This is a genomic window from Catellatospora sp. NPDC049111 (assembly GCF_040648615.1).
GTDB classification, from domain to species: Bacteria; Actinomycetota; Actinomycetes; order Mycobacteriales; family Micromonosporaceae; genus Catellatospora; species Catellatospora aurea.
This window is the reverse complement of sequence record NZ_JBEZEB010000075.1, coordinates 1-20,305: the sequence shown is the minus strand read 5'-3', so window position 1 is coordinate 20,305 and position 20,305 is coordinate 1. Positions and strand designations below refer to the sequence as shown.

Sequence of the window (20,305 nt, the reverse complement as noted above, 5' to 3'; positions counted from 1 at the left end):
TGGCCGAGGGACCGGCCCCGCGTGCCGGCGCCCGAAGCCGGCCCTCTCGGGTCTGTCGCGGCGGCCGGAGCCCGCCATCCGACCCGAAACGGCGATCAAGCCCGGCGACGGCCTGCTAGACCGCCGCCGGACCTGCGGGTCAGACCCGGGTCACCCGGACCGCGTCGGCGATGACGTAGCCGGTGCCGTTGGTCCACCTGCTGACGCCGACCTTGTTGGCGTCGCCCGCGGTGAGGTTGAAGGTGCCCAGCACGCGCCACTGGCCACCGGTCGCCCGCTGGTCCACGGTCACGCTCTGGTTGCCGCTGCTGGTGACGACCACGTACGGCGCGGCGCTGTTGTAGCCCGGGTCGGCCGGCCACCACGCCTCCACGCGGTAGTTGCCCGTCTCCGGGATGGCGAACTTGTACCAGGCGGCGTCGCTGGCTGCGACGGGGTTGGCGAACCGGTAGTTCTCCCCGAACCGCTGCCCGGAGAACGCCGAGGTGCCCCAGTTGGTGCTGGCGGTGAACCGCCCGGCGGTGGTGTTGTCCACGGTGGACGTCCAGCCGCCGGTGGGCGGGTTCATCGCCCGGGCCACGTCGGCGCGCATCACGTTGAGGTCGATGGCATACGGGTCGATCTTGCCCGTGGTGCTGGTCTCCCGGTGGCCGCGGGCGTAGCTGGAGTCGCGGCCCAGCCGCTTGAGCACCGCCGCGGTCGCCGCGATCGAGGCGTTGTACTGCGCGGACGTCATCGTCTGGTTGACGCCGTTGTAGTCGATCTCCCAGCCGATCAGCATGGTGTTGCCGTCACCTGCCGGGATGGGGCCACTGGCCCGCGCCGACCCGGCGTGGTTGCAGCGCCCGGCCGAGATGATGTGGAACACGCCGTGGTAGTCCACCAGCGCCTGGCACAGCGGGCCGGGCAGGTCGGAGCGGCCGTTGATGCAGACGTTCAGGGCCGGGTGCGGGTTGCTCGCGCTCGACGTGGCGGCGGTGTGGTGCCACAGCACGCCGATCGGGTCGAACGAGCCGGGGCGCATCCGGTTGAGCCAGTTGCCCTCCTCGACGACCTGGACACCGGCCGCCCGTAGCACGTCGGCCAGCCAAGGGATGGTCGCCATCACGCCCCCTGAACGAGGTCGGCGGCGCACTCGGGCTCCGGGGCGGATGCGGTCGCGGCGTGGGCGGGGCGGGACACCAGCGCCACGGCGGCGGCCACGAGCGCGGGCACGCCGAGCAACCGCCGGCGGCGCGCACGCAGGGATCGGATTCTGGTCACGGCACTCCTCGGGGGGTAGGGAGGGACACGAGCCCAAGCTCGCGCGCACCTGATCAGACCCGCGTCATGCCTGGCCAGGCGGCGTGACGGCACCATATATCGTCACCGGCGTCTATGTCGATACCTTGCGCCATGCCATAAGTTTGCGAAATTTTCCTTCACACCCAACCGATACACTCACCGCCCAGTCCACGGTGGACCGACCGGCGCACCCGGCGCGCCCACCCCTCCTGCGCCGCGGGCGGCGGGGGCGGCGGGGTCAGAAGAAGTCGTGCAGGACCGGGGTCGGGCCGGCGGTGGCGGCGGAGAGCAGCGGGTCGGCAACGGCGTCGCCGCTCAGCAGGCCGGCCCGGCGCAGCGCCGACGGCGTGGCCGCGCCCGCGTACCAGGCGGCCAGCCCGCGCGGGGTGAACCGGACGGCACCGGAACCGCCGGGCTCCAGCCGCCCGCTGGCGCCGTCGAGCACCAATCGCCACGGACCCGCGTTCCACGGGCACTCGGCGTCGGCGATCTCCAGGTCCACCGCCCCGCTCAGGTAACCCGGCCAGCCGCGGGCCGCGATCGCCGCGGGCGCGTCGACCAGGCGCAGCATCCACGGCTGGCGGCTGTCCACGGTGACCAGCGTCGTCGGGATCTCCAGCAGGGCCGGGTCGCCCTGGCCGAGCCGCAGCACGGTCGTCGGCGCGACACTCGCCCAGCCGCCGAACATGGCCAGCAGCGCCGTCGACGCCTGCGGCGTGGCCGCCACCAGGTCGTGCGCCGTCACCCGGGCCACCGGATCGGTGTTCGGGCCGCGCACCCAGCTCGCGTAGCCCTCCAGGTCGCCCGTCGCGCCCACGGCGATGGTGACGCCGTCGTAGGCGGCCAGGAACTTCTCCGGCGTGGTGTCGTAGAGCAGGCCGGAACGTTCCATCATGCCGGTGCCGGACCTGGCCCAGTCGCGGTAGAGCGCCCGGACGGCGGGCACGTCCTCGGTGGCCGCCGGGCGCAGCGTGACCCCGGGGCCCGGCCGGATCGCCGCCAGCGCCGACGTCGGCACGCTGAGGTAGGTCAGCGCGCCGACCTCCTCCCAGCCCAGCCGGCGGTACGGGTGCGGCGTCGACGGGAACAGCGTGCTGATCGCCGCGCCCCGCTCGTGCGCCCCGGCCAGCAGCCGGGTGAGCACCTGGCGGCCCAGGCCCCCGCGACGCACCTCGGGAGCGACCGCGACGCCCGCGACGCCGGAGGTGGGCACGATCCGCCCGCCGAACCACTGGCCCTGCTCGCGATCGACCGCCTTGGCGATCAGCTGGCCGCCGTCGAGGACACCCCAGGCCGTCCGGCCCGGCACGAGGCTGAAGTCCTCCGGCGGCGGGGACGCGTGGTATCCGAACGCGACGCTGCCCAGCCGCCAGGCGGCGGGCCCGTCCTGCTCCTGCAGCTGCCTTACCTCGTAGACCATCCGGCCATCCTAGGGACGCCGCCCGGTCCCCGGTGACCGTGATCCGGGCGGGCCGGTGTAGGGCCGGCCCGCCCGGATCGGGGTGTCAGACCGTGATCCGGCCCGCGCCCGCGCCCGCGCTCACACTGGCCTTCACACCACCGGCGCTGTCCAGGGTGTACGAGTACGGGATGCCCGACACGCTGCCCCCACCGCTCTCCGGGGACCCGGAGCCGGTGAAGTAGTTGTTGCGCTGCACGATCGCGCCGTCGGCGGAGTCGGCGTAACCGACCAGCGTGGGCTCGTCGACGCTCTCGAAGTAGTTGCCCTCGACGAGCACGCCCGCGCCCATGGTGGACGCGACGCCGTACTCGTTGCCCCGGTAGTAGTTGTTGTACACGTGCACCGGGTTGCCGAAGCGGACCCGCGGGTGGCGGGTGCCCGAACCGTCGAACCAGTTGTGGTGGTAGGTCACCCGCAGGTGGCCGCGGTCCTCACTCGCGTTGTCGTCGCTGTGGCCGAGCAGCATGGACTTGTCGTGCCCGTACACCCGGTTCCAGGAGACCGTGACGTAGTCCGAGGCGCGCTTGACGTCGACCGCGCCGTCGTACCCGTTGGTGAAGCTGTTGTGGTCGATCCAGACCCGGGTCGAGTACTGGACGTTGATCGCGTCGTCGTTCCAGTCGCGGAACGAGATGTTGCGGATGATGACGTTGCTCGCGTTGGAGACGTTCAGGCCGCAGCCCGCGATCGTCGCGCCGGAGTTGCCGAGAATGGTCTTGTTCGACCCGACGGTGATCATGCCGGAGCAGGAGATCGTGCCGGAGATGCGCACGACCCGCGCGGTGCTGCCGGAGACGGCACTGGACAGGGCCGACGAGCTGGTGACCGTGGTCGCCGAGGCGCTGCCGCCGCCGGTGGTGCCGCCGCCCTGGGTGGCCCAGCCGACCAGCCCGGTCTGCGAGCCGCCACCGCCACCGCCACCCGAGCCGACCGCGATGAGCTGCCAGTGCTGATTCCAGCCGTTGAGGTCGGCGTACTGGCTGATGATGCCGCCGTCGGCGGTGGACCACTCCCACACGTCGAGGGCCTTGCCGCTGTGCCGGTTGAGGAACTTCACGTAGCCGCTGTCGGTGTCGCGCACCGCGAAGTGCTGGCGGGTGGTGCCGTTGTCCGGGTTCTGCACCAGGGGAGTGCCGTCGTTGGCGTTCGGCAGTTCCAGGAACTTGCCGCTCTGGCGCGAGCGCAGCTTGTAGTAGCCGCTGCCGGCGTCGACGAACTGCCACTGCTGCTGGTAGCCGTCGTTGCGGGCCCACTGGACGATCGGGGCGCCGTCGGCGGTGCTGAAGTTGTACAGGTCGACGGCTTTGCCGCTGTGCCGGGACACGATGACGTACCACGCGCCGGTGTCGATGGTGACGGCCTGGGCCGGTGCCGCGACGACCGCGCCGACCGCCGCGAGCGCGAGGGTCAGCGCCGCGACGAGTGCGGTTCGCAGTCGCCAGGAGCGGCGGGTTGTCGTCCGTGGAGTGGATGGGGACATCGGATGAACCTCCGAGTGTTGGCGCCGCGGGCGGCCTGGGCGAGCCGGCCCGCGGTGCAGGTGAGCGGGTGCGGAAAGCGCTTTCCGTTCTCGAAACGTTAGTCGTGACGTCAAACTATGTCAATCGATATGGCATGCCAGCCTGCGTGTTCGGGCTCGAAACCGGAGGCCCGCCGACGAGAGTCGTGCCGGGATCATCGACACCGGCGGACGTGGCAGCCGCCGCCTAGGCTGCACGCCATGAGTGACACGGGGATCCTGCTGTTCGCGCCGTGCGTGGCGGTCGTCGCGCTCACGGTCTACGCGCTCTTTCACACCGCCGCGCGGCGGCGCACGGACCCGCGCGATCCGGTCGTCGATCAGGCGATCATGGAGGCGGCCCTGCGGCGGGACGCGGAGCAGCGGGAGGCGGCGCGGACCGCCCGCTCCCGGCGGGCCGGGCGGCGGATCGCCAAGCGCGGGACGCCGAAGCAGGCAGGCGCGCCGGCCCACGACGCCACCTTCGGCGGCCCGCTCTGAGCAGCCGCGGCGCTCAGCCGCGCAGACCCACGCAGTCGTGCGCCCAGAACGGGTCCGAGTAGACGAACGTGCCGGTCATCCAGGGCTCGTGCGCCGTCAGCGGGTGGACCTGGAACCCCGCATCGGGGATGCGCAGCGACGGCGAGCGGAAGTCCAGGCCGCTCGCCCGGACGAAGCCGTGCCGCGCGTAGTACCTCGGGTCGCCCTCCAGGAACACCAGCGGCACACCCGCGGCGTCGGCGGCCGCCAGCGCCGCGGCGACGAGCCGCCCGCCGAGACCACGACGCTGATGATCAGGGTGTACGCCGAGCGGCGACAGGGTGTACACGTCGACCAGGCGGGCCGGGGCGTCCAGTCGGCAGGCGCTGAGCATCACGTGCCCGACGATCCGGTCCTCGTCCGTCGCCACCAGCGAGACCACCGGCAGCGCGGCGGGAGCGGCCCGCAGCGCGTCGACCAGTCCGGGGACCCGGTCGCCGTCACCGAAGGCGAGGGCCTGCACGGCGCGCACCGCGCCGTGGTCGGCGGTGGTCTCGGCCCTGATCGCATAGTCCATGCTCGCGAACCTAGGAGCGGGCGCACCGGACCGCAACGGGTTTCCGGACGCCCAGGCCGGACACGATTGCCTGGCGAGCGGGCATCGCACGGGTAACATCCTTGCGTCTGTCCAACGTGCGCAAGGAGGCCACGGTGGTGCACGAGGTCCGCGGAGTCGTCGCCCGCTCGAAGAACGCGCCGGTCAGCATCGAAACGGTGCTGGTGCCCGACCCCGGTCCCGGGGAGGCGCTGGTGAAGGTGCAGGCCTGCGGGGTCTGCCACACCGACCTGCACTACCGGGAGGGCGGCATCAACGACGACTTCCCGTTCCTGCTCGGACACGAGGCCGCCGGGGTCGTGGAGGCCGTCGGCGCGGGCGTGACCGAGGTGGCCCCGGGCGACTACGTCGTCCTGAACTGGCGCGCCGTGTGCGGCCAGTGCCGCGCCTGCCGCAAGGGCAAGCCGTGGTACTGCTTCGCCACGCACAACGCCAAGCAGAAGATGACGCTGGCCGACGGCACCCCGCTGTCGCCCGCGCTGGGCATCGGTGCGTTCATCGAGAAGACGCTGGTCGCCGCCGGGCAGTGCACCAAGGTGGACCCGGCCGCGCCGCCGGAGGTCGCCGGCCTGCTCGGCTGCGGCGTGATGGCCGGGCTGGGCGCGGTGCTGAACACGGGCGCGGTGACCCGCGGCGACACCGTCGCGGTGATCGGCTGCGGCGGCGTCGGCAACGCGGCCATCGCCGGGGCGCGGCTGGCCGGCGCGACCACGATCATCGGTGTCGACCTCGACGACCGCAAGCTCGCCTGGGCGCAGCAGCTCGGCGCGACGCACACCGTCAACGGCGGGCAGACCGACGTCGTCGCAGCCATCCGCGAGCTGACCGGCGGCTTCGGCGCGGACGTGGTCGTCGACGCGGTCGGCCGCCCGGAGACCTACCGGCAGGCCTTCTATGCCAGGGACCTGGCGGGCACGGTGGTGCTGGTGGGCGTGCCCACCCCGGAGATGCAGCTGGAACTGCCGCTGCTGGACGTGTTCGGCCGCGGCGGCGCGCTCAAGTCCTCCTGGTACGGCGACTGCCTGCCCTCCCGCGACTTCCCCACCCTGCTCGCGCTGTACCTGCAGGGGCGGCTCGACCTGGCCGCGTTCGTGTCCGAGAAGATCGGGCTCGACGACGTCGAGGAGGCGTTCGCCAAGATGGGCCGCGGCGAGGTGCTGCGCTCGGTGGTGATGCTGTGACGGGCTCGGCGCGCATCGAACGGGTCGTCACCTCGGGCACGTTCAGCCTGGACGACGGCACGTGGGAGGTCGACAACAACGTCTGGCTCATCGGCAACGACAGCGACGTGCTCGTCGTCGACGCGGCGCACGACGCGGCCGCGATCATGGCGGCGGCCGGTGAGCGGCGCGTCGTCGCGATCGTGTGCACGCACGCGCACAACGATCACATCGACGCCGCGCCGGAGCTGGCCCGGCTGAGCGGCGCACCGATCATGCTGCACCCCGACGACCGGGTGCTGTGGGACATGACCCACCCGGGCGTGGTGCCCGACCGGGACCTGACCGACGGCGACTGCCTGACCGTCGCCGGGGTCGAGCTGTGGGTGCACCACACGCCGGGGCACGCGCCGGGCGCGGTGTGCCTGTACGCGCCGCAGCTGAACGCGCTGTTCTCCGGGGACACCCTGTTCCAGGGCGGGCCGGGCGCGACCGGCCGGTCCTACAGCGACTTCGGCACGATCATCGGCTCGATCCGCGACCGGCTGCTGACCCTGCCGCCGGATACCGTGGTGTACACCGGGCACGGCGACACCACCACCATCGGCGCGGAGTCCCCGCACCTGGACGAGTGGCTGGCCCGCGGCCACTGAACACGGCTTTGTCCGTGCGGACGCCCACGAAACGGGCGTCCGCACGGCCGCCGGTCAGTAACCCCAGCGGTTCTTCAGGTGCCGCCAGAAGTCGCGCAGCATCCACTTGTCGAACTCGGTGATGCTGGTGGCGCTGCCCGCCTTCATGATGAAGCAGCACTGCCCGGTGGGCGTCCAGTCGTAGAAGTCGTCCAGGCCGAAGGTGTGCCCGACTTCATGCAGGTAGATGTGGATGTTCTCGGAGTTCAGCGCGCCGGTGAAGTACTCGCTGCCCATGCGCTGGCCCCAGTCGCCGCCCGCGCCGCCGCCGAAGCCGGAGGTCAGCCACAGCGACATGTCGTAGTGGTGCGACGCGCCGCCGGGGCAGCCGCTGTAGTTGCCGTCCTGGTGGAAGAAGCGGCCGCACGGCTCGGAGCACTGCGGCGCGTTCTCGCGGATGTCGTTGACGTAGATGTCGACCGAGTTGTCGGTCCACTCCAGGGTGGCCCGGTCGCGCACGGCCCAGCCGACCACGTTCACCGGCACCTCGGCGTACGGCCAGCCGTTGTGCCCGGCCATCACGTCCATCCACTTCTTGAACTGGCGCTTGAGCGCCGCGTGGATCTGGTCGCGCAGTGCCGCGCTCACCCGGGCGCTGGAGTCCCAGCGCACGCAGTAGTTGATCCGCCCGCCGCCGGCCATGACCTGGTCCCAGCCGTAGTTGCGGAAGGTGAGCAGCTGCGGGTATGTGGACTGGTAGTGCGACCAGACCTCGTTGAGCGGTGTCACCAGGTTGCTCGGCGGGTTCCAGTCGCTGGTGGGCGGACTCGACGGGGAGGTCGACGGCCGGGGCGACGCCGACGGTGAGGCCGAGGCTGACGGGCGCGGGGACGCCGACGGCGAGAACGACGGCGGCGCCGGCGACGCGGTGGACGGCGTGCCGGTGCAGGCGACGTTGTTCAGCGTGAACGCGGTCGGGATCGGATTGGCGGTCGTCCACGCGCCGTTGAATCCGATCGTGGTGCTCGCGTTCGGGCCCAGGCTGCCGTTGTAGCCCATGTTGACGGCGGTGACCTGGCTGCCGCTCTGCGTGTAGGCGGCGCTCCAGCCCTGGGTGACGGCCTGGCCGGCGGCGGGGAACGTCCAGCGCAGGGTCCAGGCGGTGAGCGGGTCGCCGAGATTCTTGACGACGATGTTGCCGGTGAAGCCGCCGCTCCACTGCGACGGGACGGTGTAGGTGACCTGGCAGCCGGTGACGGCGGCCTGCGCGGCGGTCGCGACGAGGGTCCAGGCGGCCACGGCGGTCGCCACGGTCGCGGCCAGCGCCGCGCTCAGGGCACGGCGATGTCTGGTTTGCAGCATGGAGGACTCCGGGGGTGTGGGCGCGTCAAGCGCGCCGACGGGTGCGGGGCACGTGGCACGACCGCCCGGTGTCGACGCCACGCGTTGACGCGGGTCGAGTCCGCGTTCCGGCTCCAGCCCACCACGATGCAGGCCGAAAACCTTTTCGGCAACCCGTCGCCGCTCAGCTCGCGGTGACCCGTCCGGACTCGACGGTGAGCATGCGGTTGGTCTGCACGGCCTGCAGCATCTGCCGGTCGTGAGTCACCAGCAGCAACGTGCCGGTGTACGAGTCCAGCGCCTGCTCCAGCTGCTCGATCGCGGGCAGGTCGAGATGGTTGGTGGGCTCGTCGAGCACCAGCAGGTTCACCCCCGACGCCTGCAGCAGCGCCAGCGCGGCCCGGGTGCGCTCGCCCGGCGACAGCGTCGCGGCCGGCCGCAGCACGTGCGCGGCGCGCAGCCCGAACTTGGCCAGCAGGGTGCGCACGTCACCCGGGGCCAGCGCGGGCACCGCCGACTGGAACGCGTCCACGAGCGGTTGGTGGCCGAGGAAACGCCCACGGGCCTGGTCGATCTCGCCGACCACGACGCCCGGCCCGAGCGAGGCGGTGCCCGCGGCGAGCACGGCCCGGCCGAGCATGGCGCGCAGCAGTGTGGACTTGCCGGAGCCGTTGGGGCCGGTCACGGCGACTCGGTCGGCCCAGTCGATACGCAGGTCGACGGGCCCGAGCGTGAAGTCCCCCTGGCGTACGACCGCGTTGTTGAGGGTGGCCACGACGGCGCCGGCGCGCGGGGCGGCGGCGATCTCCATGCGCAGCTCCCACTCCTTGCGCGGCTCCTCGACCTCCTCCATGCGCTCGATCAGCCGCTCGGTCTGGCGGGCCTTGGCGGCCTGCTTCTCGGTCGACTCGGTGCGGAACGCCTTGCCCATCTTGTCGTTGTCGGGCGACTTGCGGCGGGCGTTCTTGACGCCCTTCTCCATCCAGGCGCGCTGCATGCGGGCGCGGGCCAGCAGGTCGTCCTTCTTGTCGGCGTACTCCTCGTAGGCCTCGCGGGCGTGCCTGCGGGCGACCTCCCGCTCGGCGAGGTAGGCCTGGTAGCCGCCGCCGTACTGGCGCACCTGCTGCTGGGCCAGGTCCAGCTCGACGACCCGGGTGACGGTGCGGGTCAGGAACTCGCGGTCGTGGCTGACCAGCACGGTGCCCGCCCGCAGCTCGCCGAGGAAGCGCTCCAGCCGATCCAGCCCGGCCAGGTCCAGGTCGTTGGTCGGCTCGTCCAGCAGGAAGATGTCATACCGGCTGAGCAGCAGCGACGCCATGCCCGCGCGGGCGGCCTGGCCGCCGGACAGCGCGGTCATCGGGTGGTCAAGGTCGACGTCGAGGCCCAGCTCCGCGGCGACCGCCGCGGCCCGCTCGGGCAGGTCGGCCCCGCCGAGTTCGAGCCAGCGCTCCAGGGCCTCGCCGTAGCGGTCGTCGGCCCCGTCCGCGCCCTCGGCCAGCGCCAGCGCCGCGTCGTCCATCTCCTGCTGGGCCCGCGCCACACCGGTGCGGCGGGCGAGGAAGTCGCGCACCGTCTCGGCGGGACGCCGCTCGGGCTCCTGCGGCAGCAGCCCGACGTTGGCGGTCGGCGGGTTGAGGGAGACGCTGCCCTGCTCGGGTGTGGCCAGGCCGGCGAGCAGGCGCAGCAGCGTGGACTTGCCGGCCCCGTTCACGCCGACCAGGCCGACCACCTCGCCGGGCGCGACGACCAGATCGAGTTCGCTGAACAGGACCCGCTCGCCGTGCCCGGCGGACAGGCCCCGTGCCACCAAAGTCGCGCTCATGTGCCGAAGCGTATCCGCCGCCCTGGTCACCGGCCCTGACCGGGCCCGAGGCTCAGCCCACGACCTCGTGCAGGTAGCACCAGCGCCAGTCCTCGCCCGGCTCGAACGACTGGATGACCGGGTGCCCGACCTCGTGGAAATGCGCGGTGGCGTGCTTGTGCGGGGAGGAGTCGCAGCAGCCGATGTGCCCGCAATTCAGGCAGCGGCGCAGGTGCACCCAGGTGGTGCCGTCGCGCAGGCACTCCTCGCAGCCGTCGGCGCGGGCCGCCGGGTCGTCGGCGTTCTTCAGGTCCTCACAGCTCATGCCTGCTCCTCGTTCACGCGGGTCGGTCCATCCGTTCCAGCATCGACTCTTCCAGGTCCATGTCGCGTTGTGCGCGCACGAGCACGTCCTCCGGGATCCGGCCGGCGTCGCGGGCGGCGCGGAACACGGCCCGCTCGGCCTCCAGCATCTCTCGGCGCAGCCGGACGTAGACGGCGGATGGCGTTTCCCGGTCGGCGCCCAGCCGCTCCCACACCGCGTTGGAGCGGCGCTCGGTGAGCAGGCGCAGCTTGTCCACCACCTCCGGGGAGGCGGTGTCGGCGAGGCTCTCCAGCCGCTCGCGGGCGGCCTTGCTGGCCTGCTGCTGCGCCTGCGCCTCGGCGAGGATGTCCCGGGTCGGGTCGTCGGCCTGGACCTTCAGCATGCGGGCCACCATCGGCAGGGTCATGCCCTGCAGCACGAGGGTGCCGACGATGACGGCGAAGGCCAGCCACACGAACAGCGCCCGCGGGTAGGGCATGCGGCCCGCGAGCATGGCGGGCAGCGCCAGCGCGGTGGCCAGGGTGACCACGCCGCGCATGCCGGCCCAGGAGATCACGGTCGCCCCGGTGAAGTCGATGCCGGTGCCGTGGCGGCGCACCATGGGCAGCAACCGCACCAGATACGCGACCGGATACATCCAGGCGAACCGGGCGATGATCACGGTCGCGAGCACCGCCAGGGTCAGCCCCGCCACCTCGGCGAAGGGGGTGTTCAGGTCGGCCAGCACCTCGCGCAGCTGCAGGCCGACGACCAGGAACACCAGGCCTTCCAGCATGAAGGTGATCATGCGCCAGAACGCGCCCATCTGCAGGCGCGACGCGGCTGACATGAGAGTCGGCATCCGGTGGCCCAGGTAGAGCCCGGTCACCACGACCGCGACCACAGCCGAGGCGTGGATGAGTTCCGCGACGACGGTCACCGCGAACGGGGTGAGCAGCGAGATCGAGTTGTCGATCAGCGGGTCGCGGGTGCGCCGGTGCAGGAAAGCGGCGGTGAGCGCCCCCAGCGCGCCGACCAGAACACCGCCGCCGGCCGCCAGCATCACCTGCTGGGCCACGCCCATCGGGCCGACCGCGGTGCCGATCGCGACCACGACGGTGACCCGGAAGATGACCAGCGCGGTGGCGTCGTTGAGCAGGCTCTCGCCTTCGAGGATGGTCACCAGCCGGCGGGGCAGGCCGATGCGTTTGGCGATGGCGGTGGCCGCGACGGCGTCCGGGGGCGCGACCACCGCGCCGAGCGCCAGGCAGGCGGCGAGCGGCACCTGGGGCAGCAGCGCGTGCACGAGCAGTCCGACCGCGACCGCGGTGAAGATGACCAGGCCGACGGCGAGCAGCAGGATCGAGCGGAGGTTGTGCCGGAACGCCGGCACGGAGGTCTCCAGCGCGGCGACGTACAGCAGCGGCGGCAGGACGCCGATGAGCACGACCTCCGGCTCCAGCACCACGACCGGGAAGCCGGGGATCAGCGCCAGGGCCAGGCCCACCACCACCAGCACGATCGGGTTGAGCAGGTTGTACCGGCGCGACAGCGCGGAGACCGCGACGACGATCACGGTCAGCACGACAGCCACCACGAGGGCATTCACGTGTCAGAGCCTATGGCGCGGCAGCGCCTGGTACGCATATGTCCAGGGTCACCGCGCCCATCCGGCGCGATCGGGCACGAATATCCGCTGCTGGCGGCCTCGTGCGGGTCACTGACCGGCCGGTAGGTAAGAAAACCCTCCCACGGGATGAGAAACATGCGTCATACCGCATGGGTTCACCCGATGTTCATCCTTTCCTGCCGACCGGTCAGGCGACCCCGCGCACCGCCCGGTTACCGCCCCCGATGGGCGTTCTACCTGCCGGTCGGTAGGCAGGCTAAATGAACTCCCGGTGAAAGCACCCCTGACCTGCCGCCCGGCAAGGCGTTTGCCCTGATCACGGCGTTGACCATGTCTCGCCGGCGGAGGTTTGATCGGCCTGTCCGCTTGATCAGCCATTCTTTGGGAGGAGGGTGTTCGATGCAGGAGACCGCTCGTGCCATCGGCCACCGGCTGCGGATCACCACCACCATGTTCAGCCTGATGCTGTTCCTGGTCGCCGGGCTCACCGTCATGGCGCAACCGCAGCGGGCGTCGGCCGCGCAGCTCACCGAACCGGTTTCGGTGTCCATGCAGGAATCGACCACGTCCGCACTGGACGGCGGCAAGCGCTGCTGGAAACAGACCTACCGCTGGCACCACCGCACGTACAAGAAGTGGGTCTGCAAGTACAGCCACCACTACAAGAAGCACTACAAGAAGAACTACCACCACAAGAAGTACAACAACCACGGCAACAACCACCACGGGTACAGCAACCACCGTTGAGGATCACCCGTCCCGGGCCGGCGGCCCCGACCGCCGGCCCACCCGTACCCCGCGGACGCCGCCGCGGTGGCACGATGACCGGATGCCTGACATGGAACTGCTGCCGGCCACCAGCCGCGCCCTGCTGCACCGCCTCGCCACCGCCCAGACCGAGGGCCGCGCGCCGTCCCTGGTCGGCGCGATCGTCCGCGACGGCGCACCGGTGTGGACCGGCGGCCGCGGCCTCGTCGGCGGGCAGCCCCCGACGACCGACACGCAGTACCGCATCGGCTCGCTGACCAAGACCTTCGTCGCCGTACTGGTCATGCGCCTGCGCGACGAGGGCCGTCTCGACCTGGCCGACCCGCTGGGCGCTCACCTGCCCGCGGCGCCCGCGGCCACCGCCGGGCTGACCGTCGCCCAGCTGCTCGCGCACACCGCCGGCCTGCCGTCGGAGACCCCGGCCCCGTGGTGGGAGCGCACCGACGGCGGCGTACGCCCCGAACTGGCCGACCTGCTCGACGCCGACCCGGTCAGGCACCCCGCCGGGCGGGTCTTCCACTACTCGAATCCCGGCTTCGCGCTGCTCGGCGCGCTCGTCGAGCAGTTGCGCGGCAAGCCGCTGGAGCAGGTGCTCGCCGAGGAGATCCTCACCCCGCTCGGCATGACCCGCACCTCGCTGCTGCCGCAGGCTCCGCACGCCGACGGCTGGGCCGTGCACCCGTGGGCCGACGTGCTGCTGCCCGAGCCCGCCACCGACACCGGCCGGATGGCCGCGGCCGGGCAGCTGTGGTCCACCGTCGAGGACCTGTGCCGCTTCGCCGCGTTCCTGGGCGCGGGCGACCCGGCGGTGCTGGCCGAGGCGAGCCTGGCGCAGATGCGCGTCCCGGCGTCCCCGCTCGACGGCCCCGTCTGGGACCTGAGCTACGGCCTGGGCATGCAGCTCAAGAACGACGGCGGCCGGATGCTGTCCGGGCACACCGGCTCGATGCCCGGCTTCCTGTGCACGGTGTGGGTCAGCCCCGCCGACCGGCTGGGCGGCGTCGTGCTGGCCAACGCGACCTCGGGGATCTCCATCGGGGCGCTGGCCGCCGACCTGGTGCGCATCACCGCCGAGCACGAACCGCGTATCCCGGACACGTGGACCCCGCTGGAGACGTACGACCCAGCGCTGCTGGACCTGGCCGGCCCCTGGTACGTGGGGCCCACACCAGCGCTGATCCGGCTGCGCGCCGACGGCGACCTGGAGTTCGGGCCGCTGACCGGGGCGGGGCGCAGTTCCCGGATGAAGGCGCGGGGCGACGGCACGTGGCTCGGGCTGGAGGGCTACTACGCGGGCGAGACGCTGCGTGTGGTGCGCGACGCCGCCGGTGCGGTGACCCATCTGGACCTGGGCAGTTTCGTGCTCACTCGGCAGCCGTACGGTTCGGACACGGTCCCCGGCGGCGTCGACCCGCTGGGCTGGCGCGGCGGCCCCGCGTAGGGTCGGGGACATGGATCAGCTGGAACCGCTGCCGACGGACTGGACCCGCGCGCTCGCCATCGCCGCCCACCCCGACGACCTCGAATACGGGGTGTCCGGGGCGGTGGCCGGGTGGACCGCGGCGGGCAAGGACGTGCGCTACACCCTGGTCACCCGCGGCGAGGCCGGCATCGACACCCTCCCGCCGCAGGAGTGCGGGCCGCTGCGCGAGGCCGAGCAGCGCGCGGCCTGCGCCGAGGTCGGCGTGTCCGAACTGGAGTTCCTCGGCCACGCCGACGGCGTCGTCGAGTACGGCCTCGCCCTGCGCCGGGACCTGGCCGCGGCGATCCGCCGCCACACGCCCGACCTGGTGGTCACCGCGAACTTCCACGACACGTGGCCCGGCGGCGGCTGGAACTCCCCCGACCACCGCAACGTGGGCCGGGCCGTCATGGACGCCGTCGGCGACGCGGGCAACCGGTGGATCTTCCCTGAGCTGGTGGCGCAGGGACTGGCCCCGTGGGGCGGCGTGCGCTACGTCGCCGTCGGCGGCTCGCCGCAGGCCACCCACGCCGTCGACATCACCGACACGCTGGACCGGGCCGTGGCGTCCCTCGACGCACACCACGCCTACCTGGCGGGGCTGGGCGACAACCCGATGGCCGACACGCGGGCCTTCCTGGAGTGGATGGCCGACCTGACCGCGCCGCGCTTCGGCGGCCGGCGCGCGGCGGCCTTCGAGCTGCACCGGATGTGACGGGCCGGCCGGGTCGCGCCGCGGCCCGGCCGGCCCGGGGCGAGTTCACCGGCGACCGGACCCGGCCGCAGGCAGGGATGGGCCTCGGTCTTCACGGCTGGGCCTGGCGCTGGGTCGCGGCGACGGCCAGTTCCACGCGGGAGGTCAGGCCGAGTTTGGCCAGGATGCTCGACACGTGCGACTGCACCGTGCGCCGGGACAGGAACAGCTGCGCGGCGACGTCCGGGTTGGGCATGCCGGTAGCGACCAACTCGGCCACGGTGCGCTCGGTGTCGGTGAGCGCGTCCCAGCCGTGTTTGGGACGGCCCCGGCGGCCGCGGGCCCATCGCGCACGCCGGCGTCGCGCAGCCGGGCCCGGGCCATGTCCCCGCAGCGAGCCGGGCCGGGCGGGAGTCAGCGTGCGGCGGTGTCCCCGTGGCGCGCGGAGCCGGCGGCGACCGGTTGGCGGCGGGACCGCGCGGCGGCGAGCTGCACCGGCGCGCCGGGAGCGGCGAGCGCGTCCTGCTGCTGGCGCTCGTACAGGTAGGAGGACATGGCGTAGAAGAAGGTGATGACGCCGAGCATCTCGCACAGCTCCTCGACGGACGCCGCGAGCAGGTATTCCATGTACCCGGTGCCGGGCGCGACGTTGCCGCTGACGTCCCGGCCGACGAACGCTCCGACGACCTCCATGCCGACCGCGCCGAGCACGAACAGCACTCCGCCGCCCGCCACCAGCAGGCGGGTGCGCACCGGTAGGTGGAACAGGAACTTCAGGTAGGACACGCAGAAGACCAGCACGAACGGCGCGGCGACCACGATCCACGACAGGTAGGACGCCTTGCCCAGGTTGACCAGGCCCATCTTGCGGCTCATCTCGTGCATCTGCGTGATCTCGTCCATGGACAGGAACGCGAAGACGACCGACAGGATCCGCCAGTGCTTGGCGTACTTCTCGCCCCGTGCGGCGACGTTGTTCGCGATCTCCCACAGCACGTACGCGGCGAGCAGCAGCAGGGCGCCGGAGAACCAGGTCGGGAGGTTCTTCTCCTTGTCCACGTTGAAGAACGTGGTCCACCAGGCGAAGGCGGGGATCACGTTGTGATGGCCCAGCCCGTGGTAGAGGTAGTTGCCGCCGAGGCTGAGCACGTGCAGGCCGGCGACGAAGCACAGCAGGAAGCGCACGAGCGTGCGGGGAGTCGGCAGGTTGATTCTCATCGCGGGCCCTATTCGACGGTGGACCGCCCGGTGCGGACCGGGAGGCATGGCTGCCGAATATAACGGTCGAAATCGCCCAAACGATTCTTGACTTCGCAGAATTCCTGCCGCTGGGCCCCGGCACGCACGAGGCGCGGCCCGGCTCCCGCCGCGACCGCGCCCCCGACGATCCGAACCGGCCCGTCAGGTCAGACCGTTGCGGCCGATGACCTCGGCGTACCAGTGAGCGCTGTCCTTGGGCAGGCGGCGCTGGGTGGCGTAGTCGACGTGCACCAGCCCGAAGCGCTTGCCGTAGCCGTACCCCCACTCGTAGTTGTCCAGCAGCGACCAGGCGAGATATCCGCGCAGGTCGGCCCCGCCCTCGATGGCGGCGTGCGCCGCCCGCAGGTGACCGTCGAGGTACGCGATGCGCTCGTCGTCGGCCACCCGGTCGCCCTCCACCACGTCGGTGTAGGCGGCGCCGTTCTCGGTGACCATCAGCGGCACGCCCGGGTAGTCCGCCGCCAGCCGCAGCAGCAGGTCGGACAGGCCGGTCGGGTCCACCGGCCAGTCCATCGCCGTCACGGGTGCGCTCTGGGTCACGAACTCGACGCCCTCGCTGCCGGGGTGCGCCTGCCCGCTGTGCGCGCCGACCTGGGCCCGGACCAGCGCCGGCTGGTAGTAGTTCACGCCCAGTAGGTCGATCGGGGCGGCGATGAGCGACTCGTCACCGGCCTGGATCACCCCGGCCGCACCGAACCGCTCGAACAGCGCGAGCATGTCCTGCGGGTAGCGCCCGCGCAGCGCCGGGTCCAGGAACAGCCGGTTCTGCAACCCGTCGATGAGCCGGGCCGCCGCCTGGTCGTGCGGGTCGGCGGGGGTGAGCGGCCGGACGTCGGTGAGGTTCAGCGTCAGCGACACCTCCCGCGCCCCGCCCGCCCGCAGCGCCCGCGCCGCGAGGCCGTGCCCGAGCATCAGGTGGTGCACCGCCTCGAACGTGGCCCGCGGGTCCTGCCGACCCGGCGCGTGCACGCCGCTGCCGTAGCCGAGGAACGCCGAGCACCACGGCTCGTTGAGCGTGGTCCAGGTGCGCACCCGGTCGCCGAGCCGGGCGATCGTGGCCGTGGCGAGGTCGGCGAGGTAGTGCGCGGTGTCGCGGTTGGTCCAGCCGCCCCGGTCCTCGAGGACCTGCGGCAGGTCCCAGTGGTAGAGGGTGACCATCGGGTCGATGCCCTTGTCGAGCAGTTCGTCGACGAGCCGGTCGTAGAAGTCCAGGCCGCGCGAGTTGACCGGGCCGGAGCCGTCGGGTTTGATGCGCGGCCAGGCGACCGAGAACCGGTAGGTCCCGAGCCCGAGCTGCTTCATCAACGCGACGTCTTCGCGGTAGCGGAAGTAGTGCTCGCAGGCGACGTCACCGGAGTGGCCCTCGAACACCTTGCCGGGTGTACGGGCGAAGGTGTCCCAGATGGACGGGCTGCGCCCGTCGTCGGCCGCCGCCCCCTCGATCTGGTACGACGCGGTCGCCGCGCCCCAGCGGAACCCGGCCGGGAAACGCACCGCCGCGGTTCCGGTCAGCTGCTCCTCGGTAGTGGCCAGCGTCATCGGATGCCTCCGTGGATACTCCGGCCTTCAGGCCGGGGAGGAAACGGAACCCCTGCGGAGCAGGGCAGGAGAGGTTGGTTCGCCGCCGGAACGAATCCGGCGTCCACGGGTGTCGCATATGCGAACAGGCGCGCTAATCTGTTGCGGCCTGGCCGGCGATAACCAAGCCGGTCGGGCCTACCGCCGGGCTGGCGGGAAGTCAGGTCTGTGGAGCTTGTGTAGGACCGATGGGCGGCACACCGCTCCTCGCTGGTAACCCAGGTCGGCAACGGGCTGTGAAGCAGAAAGTTCAACCCGCGAGGGTTGAGTCCCCCTGCCTCGGTTCGGGGAGATGTCAAGACTTCACCGCTCCCTGCATGATGCCGCCGATGATGTACTTGCCGAGCAGGGCGAACACGATCACCAGCGGGATCGTCGCGATGGCCGTGCCGGTCAGCGACAGCGAGTAGTCCTGGATGTAGCCGCTGGCCAGGGTGGACAGCGCGGTCTGCACCGTCGGGTCCTCCGGGGTGAGCACCACCAGTGGCCAGAAGAAGTCGTTCCAGGCCCCCATGAACGTGAGCATGCCGAGCACGGCCGCGGCGGGCTTGGACGCGGGCAGGACCACGTGCCAGAAGATGCGCAGCGTGTGGCAGCCGTCGACGCGCGCGGCCTCGATCAGCTCGCTCGGCACCGCCTCGCGCAGGAACTGGGTCATGAAGAACACGCCGAACGCGGTGACCAGGCCCGGCGCGACGACGGCGTACATCGTGCCGGTCCACTCGATCTTGGCCATCAGCATGTACAGCGGGATGATGCCGAGCTGCGTCGGGACCATCATGGTCGCGATGAGCATGACCAGCATCGCGTTGCGGCCCTTGAAGGTCAGCTTCGCGAAGGAGAACCCGGCCAGCGTGGAGAACAGGACCACGCTGATCGTGATCGAGATCGAGACGACGAACGAGTTGGTCAGCGCCTTGGCGAAGTCGACCGTGCCGAAGGCCCGTTCCAGGTTCGCGATCAGGTTCGGGCCGATGCCGAACGGCGGCGGGACCTGGCCCAGGATGCCGTTGTCGTGCGAGGCGACGACGATCGACCAGTACAGCGGGAACCCCGAGAACAGCGCCAGCCCGGCCAGCGCGAGGTAGGTGAGCTTGCCCGGCCGGCGGTCGGCCATGAACGACCGGCGGCGGCGGACCTGCCTCTGCTCCTCCGTCGTCGCGACGGTCCTGGTCATGGTGGTGGTAGTCATCAGGACCTCCGCAGGCGGCTGGTCAGGAAGTAGTTGATCGCCGCGACGATCACGATGATGCCGAACATCGCCCACGCCGCGGTCGAGGCGTAACCGAAGTCGAACCGCGAGAACGCCACCTCGTACAGGTAGAGCGACAGCGTCTGGAACTGCCGGTCCGAGCCGCCCGTGACGCTCGCGCCGCCGAACAGCAGTGGTTCGGCCAGGACCTGCATGCCGCCGATCGTGGACACGATGACCGTGAAGATGATCGTCGGGCGGATCGCCGGGACGGTGATCCTGGTCAGCTGCTGGAAGCTGCTGGCTCCGTCGAGGGAAGCGGCGTCGTAGAGGTCCTTGTTGACCGCCTGCATCGCGGCCAGGTAGATCAGGGCGTTGTAGCCCGTCCACCGCCAGATGATCATCACCGAGATCGCGATCTGGGAGGACGCGGTGCCGGCCTGCCAGTCGATGCGGCCCAGACCGAGGGTCTCCAGGAGCCAGTTGACCAGGCCGTAGTCCTTGCCGAAGATCTGCCCGAAGATGATCGCCACCGCGGCCACCGACGTGATGTTGGGCAGCACCGCCGTCATCCGCCAGAACGTCGGCGCGCGCAGCCGCTGGTTGAGCACGTGCGCCAGGACCAGGGCCATCAGCAGCTGGGGAACGGTGGACAGCACCCAGATCTGGGCGGTGTTGCGCAGCGCGTTCCAGAAGTACTCGTCGGCGAACAGGTCCTTGTAGTTCTGCAGGCCGAGGAACGTGTGGGTGTCCGCCAGCAGGCTCCACTCGTGCAGGGAGACCCACGCGGTGTACGCCAGCGGGAAGATCCCGAACGCGGCGAAAAGGAGAAAGAAGGGCACGATGTACAGATAGGGCGAGCCCTTGACGTCCAAGCGATAGAGGAGGTTCTTCATCATCGGCACATCACTGTTCAGGTCGGCTTACGCGGACGGGGCGGATGCGGTGAAAGGGGCCGGTTCCCCGCCAACCGCGCCCTGAAGCGGTTGTTGACGGCGGGGAACCGGCCGAGGGGTCAGGTCACAGGAGGGCGTTGACGTCCTTGACGGACTGCGTCCAGGCCTCGTCGGGCTTCTGCTTGCCCTGCTCCACACGGGTCAGACCGTTCTGGATCGCCGTGTTGATGTCACCGGACTTCGGACC

Annotated in this window: 20 protein-coding genes; 6 read left to right on the top strand and 14 right to left on the bottom strand. The window is 71.5% G+C overall.

What is annotated here, in order from left to right:
* Positions 1-139 precede the first annotated feature (139 nt).
* The 4 genes from AB0B66_RS43210 to AB0B66_RS43195 form a co-directional block, all read right to left on the bottom strand.
* Positions 140-1,105: an N-acetylmuramoyl-L-alanine amidase gene (locus tag AB0B66_RS43210; RefSeq protein WP_360541383.1), complete on the bottom strand. Its 966-nt coding sequence runs from the start codon at positions 1,103-1,105 to the stop codon at positions 140-142.
* Entirely contained in the window at positions 1,105-1,263 is a 159-nt protein-coding gene (locus AB0B66_RS43205) for a hypothetical protein (RefSeq protein WP_360541381.1), read from the bottom strand. Before AB0B66_RS43205 ends, AB0B66_RS43210 begins: the two co-directional genes overlap by 1 nt.
* 259 nt (positions 1,264-1,522) lie before the next feature.
* Entirely contained in the window at positions 1,523-2,704 is a 1,182-nt protein-coding gene (locus AB0B66_RS43200; protein WP_360541379.1) for a GNAT family N-acetyltransferase, read from the bottom strand.
* An 85-nt stretch (positions 2,705-2,789) separates the two neighbouring features.
* A complete protein-coding gene (locus AB0B66_RS43195; RefSeq protein WP_360541377.1) occupies positions 2,790-4,226 on the bottom strand; it encodes an RICIN domain-containing protein in 1,437 nt (478 codons plus the stop codon).
* Positions 4,227-4,466: 240 nt separating this feature from the next.
* Here AB0B66_RS43195 and AB0B66_RS43190 point away from each other — a divergent pair, with 240 nt between their 5' ends.
* Positions 4,467-4,745 (top strand): hypothetical protein, encoded by a 279-nt coding sequence (locus AB0B66_RS43190; RefSeq protein WP_360541375.1) that lies wholly within the window; start codon positions 4,467-4,469, stop codon positions 4,743-4,745.
* A gap of 13 nt (positions 4,746-4,758) precedes the next feature.
* On the opposite strand, the gene AB0B66_RS43185 is transcribed toward AB0B66_RS43190, so the two are convergent.
* Positions 4,759-5,301 (bottom strand): N-acetyltransferase, encoded by a 543-nt coding sequence (locus AB0B66_RS43185; RefSeq protein ID WP_360541373.1) that lies wholly within the window; start codon positions 5,299-5,301, stop codon positions 4,759-4,761.
* A gap of 134 nt (positions 5,302-5,435) precedes the next feature.
* Here AB0B66_RS43185 and AB0B66_RS43180 point away from each other — a divergent pair, with 134 nt between their 5' ends.
* Both AB0B66_RS43180 and AB0B66_RS43175 read left to right on the top strand, forming a co-directional pair.
* Positions 5,436-6,521, top strand: coding sequence for an S-(hydroxymethyl)mycothiol dehydrogenase (locus tag AB0B66_RS43180; protein WP_360541389.1), 1,086 nt, complete (start codon positions 5,436-5,438; stop codon positions 6,519-6,521).
* Positions 6,518-7,153, top strand: coding sequence for an MBL fold metallo-hydrolase (locus AB0B66_RS43175; RefSeq protein ID WP_360541371.1), 636 nt, complete (start codon positions 6,518-6,520; stop codon positions 7,151-7,153). The genes AB0B66_RS43180 and AB0B66_RS43175 overlap by 4 nt, the downstream gene beginning before the upstream one ends.
* Before the next feature lie 54 nt (positions 7,154-7,207).
* Here the strand turns inward: AB0B66_RS43175 and AB0B66_RS43170 are convergent, their stop codons facing one another.
* The 4 genes from AB0B66_RS43170 to AB0B66_RS43155 form a co-directional block, all read right to left on the bottom strand.
* Positions 7,208-8,494, bottom strand: coding sequence for a cellulose-binding domain-containing protein (locus tag AB0B66_RS43170; RefSeq protein ID WP_360541369.1), 1,287 nt, complete (start codon positions 8,492-8,494; stop codon positions 7,208-7,210).
* Between the two features lie 163 nt (positions 8,495-8,657).
* Entirely contained in the window at positions 8,658-10,295 is a 1,638-nt protein-coding gene (locus tag AB0B66_RS43165; protein WP_360541367.1) for an ABC-F family ATP-binding cassette domain-containing protein, read from the bottom strand.
* A 52-nt stretch (positions 10,296-10,347) separates the two neighbouring features.
* A complete protein-coding gene (locus tag AB0B66_RS43160; RefSeq protein ID WP_360541365.1) occupies positions 10,348-10,599 on the bottom strand; it encodes a UBP-type zinc finger domain-containing protein in 252 nt (83 codons plus the stop codon).
* Between the two features lie 13 nt (positions 10,600-10,612).
* Positions 10,613-12,187 (bottom strand): Na+/H+ antiporter, encoded by a 1,575-nt coding sequence (locus AB0B66_RS43155; protein ID WP_360541363.1) that lies wholly within the window; start codon positions 12,185-12,187, stop codon positions 10,613-10,615.
* A gap of 420 nt (positions 12,188-12,607) precedes the next feature.
* Between AB0B66_RS43155 and AB0B66_RS43150 the strand changes: the two genes are divergently transcribed.
* The 3 genes from AB0B66_RS43150 to AB0B66_RS43140 all read left to right on the top strand — a co-directional run bounded on the left by AB0B66_RS43150 (position 12,608) and on the right by AB0B66_RS43140 (position 15,153).
* Positions 12,608-12,955, top strand: coding sequence for a hypothetical protein (locus tag AB0B66_RS43150; protein ID WP_360541362.1), 348 nt, complete (start codon positions 12,608-12,610; stop codon positions 12,953-12,955).
* A gap of 82 nt (positions 12,956-13,037) precedes the next feature.
* Positions 13,038-14,417, top strand: a complete 1,380-nt coding sequence (locus tag AB0B66_RS43145; RefSeq protein WP_360541360.1) for a serine hydrolase domain-containing protein — start codon at positions 13,038-13,040, stop codon at positions 14,415-14,417.
* Positions 14,418-14,427: 10 nt separating this feature from the next.
* Entirely contained in the window at positions 14,428-15,153 is a 726-nt protein-coding gene (locus AB0B66_RS43140) for a PIG-L deacetylase family protein (RefSeq protein ID WP_360541358.1), read from the top strand.
* A 91-nt stretch (positions 15,154-15,244) separates the two neighbouring features.
* Here AB0B66_RS43140 and AB0B66_RS43135 read toward each other — a convergent pair whose 3' ends face one another.
* From AB0B66_RS43135 to AB0B66_RS43115, 5 genes are all read right to left on the bottom strand, one after another.
* Positions 15,245-15,526, bottom strand: a complete 282-nt coding sequence (locus tag AB0B66_RS43135; RefSeq protein ID WP_360541387.1) for a helix-turn-helix transcriptional regulator — start codon at positions 15,524-15,526, stop codon at positions 15,245-15,247.
* A gap of 20 nt (positions 15,527-15,546) precedes the next feature.
* Positions 15,547-16,350: a hypothetical protein gene (locus AB0B66_RS43130; protein ID WP_360541356.1), complete on the bottom strand. Its 804-nt coding sequence runs from the start codon at positions 16,348-16,350 to the stop codon at positions 15,547-15,549.
* Between the two features lie 183 nt (positions 16,351-16,533).
* A complete protein-coding gene (locus AB0B66_RS43125; RefSeq protein WP_360541354.1) occupies positions 16,534-17,931 on the bottom strand; it encodes a GH1 family beta-glucosidase in 1,398 nt (465 codons plus the stop codon).
* A gap of 334 nt (positions 17,932-18,265) precedes the next feature.
* Positions 18,266-19,087, bottom strand: a complete 822-nt coding sequence (locus AB0B66_RS43120; RefSeq protein ID WP_360541385.1) for a carbohydrate ABC transporter permease — start codon at positions 19,085-19,087, stop codon at positions 18,266-18,268.
* A 74-nt stretch (positions 19,088-19,161) separates the two neighbouring features.
* On the bottom strand, positions 19,162-20,061 hold the full coding sequence (locus AB0B66_RS43115) for a sugar ABC transporter permease (RefSeq protein WP_360541352.1): 900 nt from the start codon (positions 20,059-20,061) through the stop codon (positions 19,162-19,164).
* Positions 20,062-20,305 lie beyond the last annotated feature (244 nt).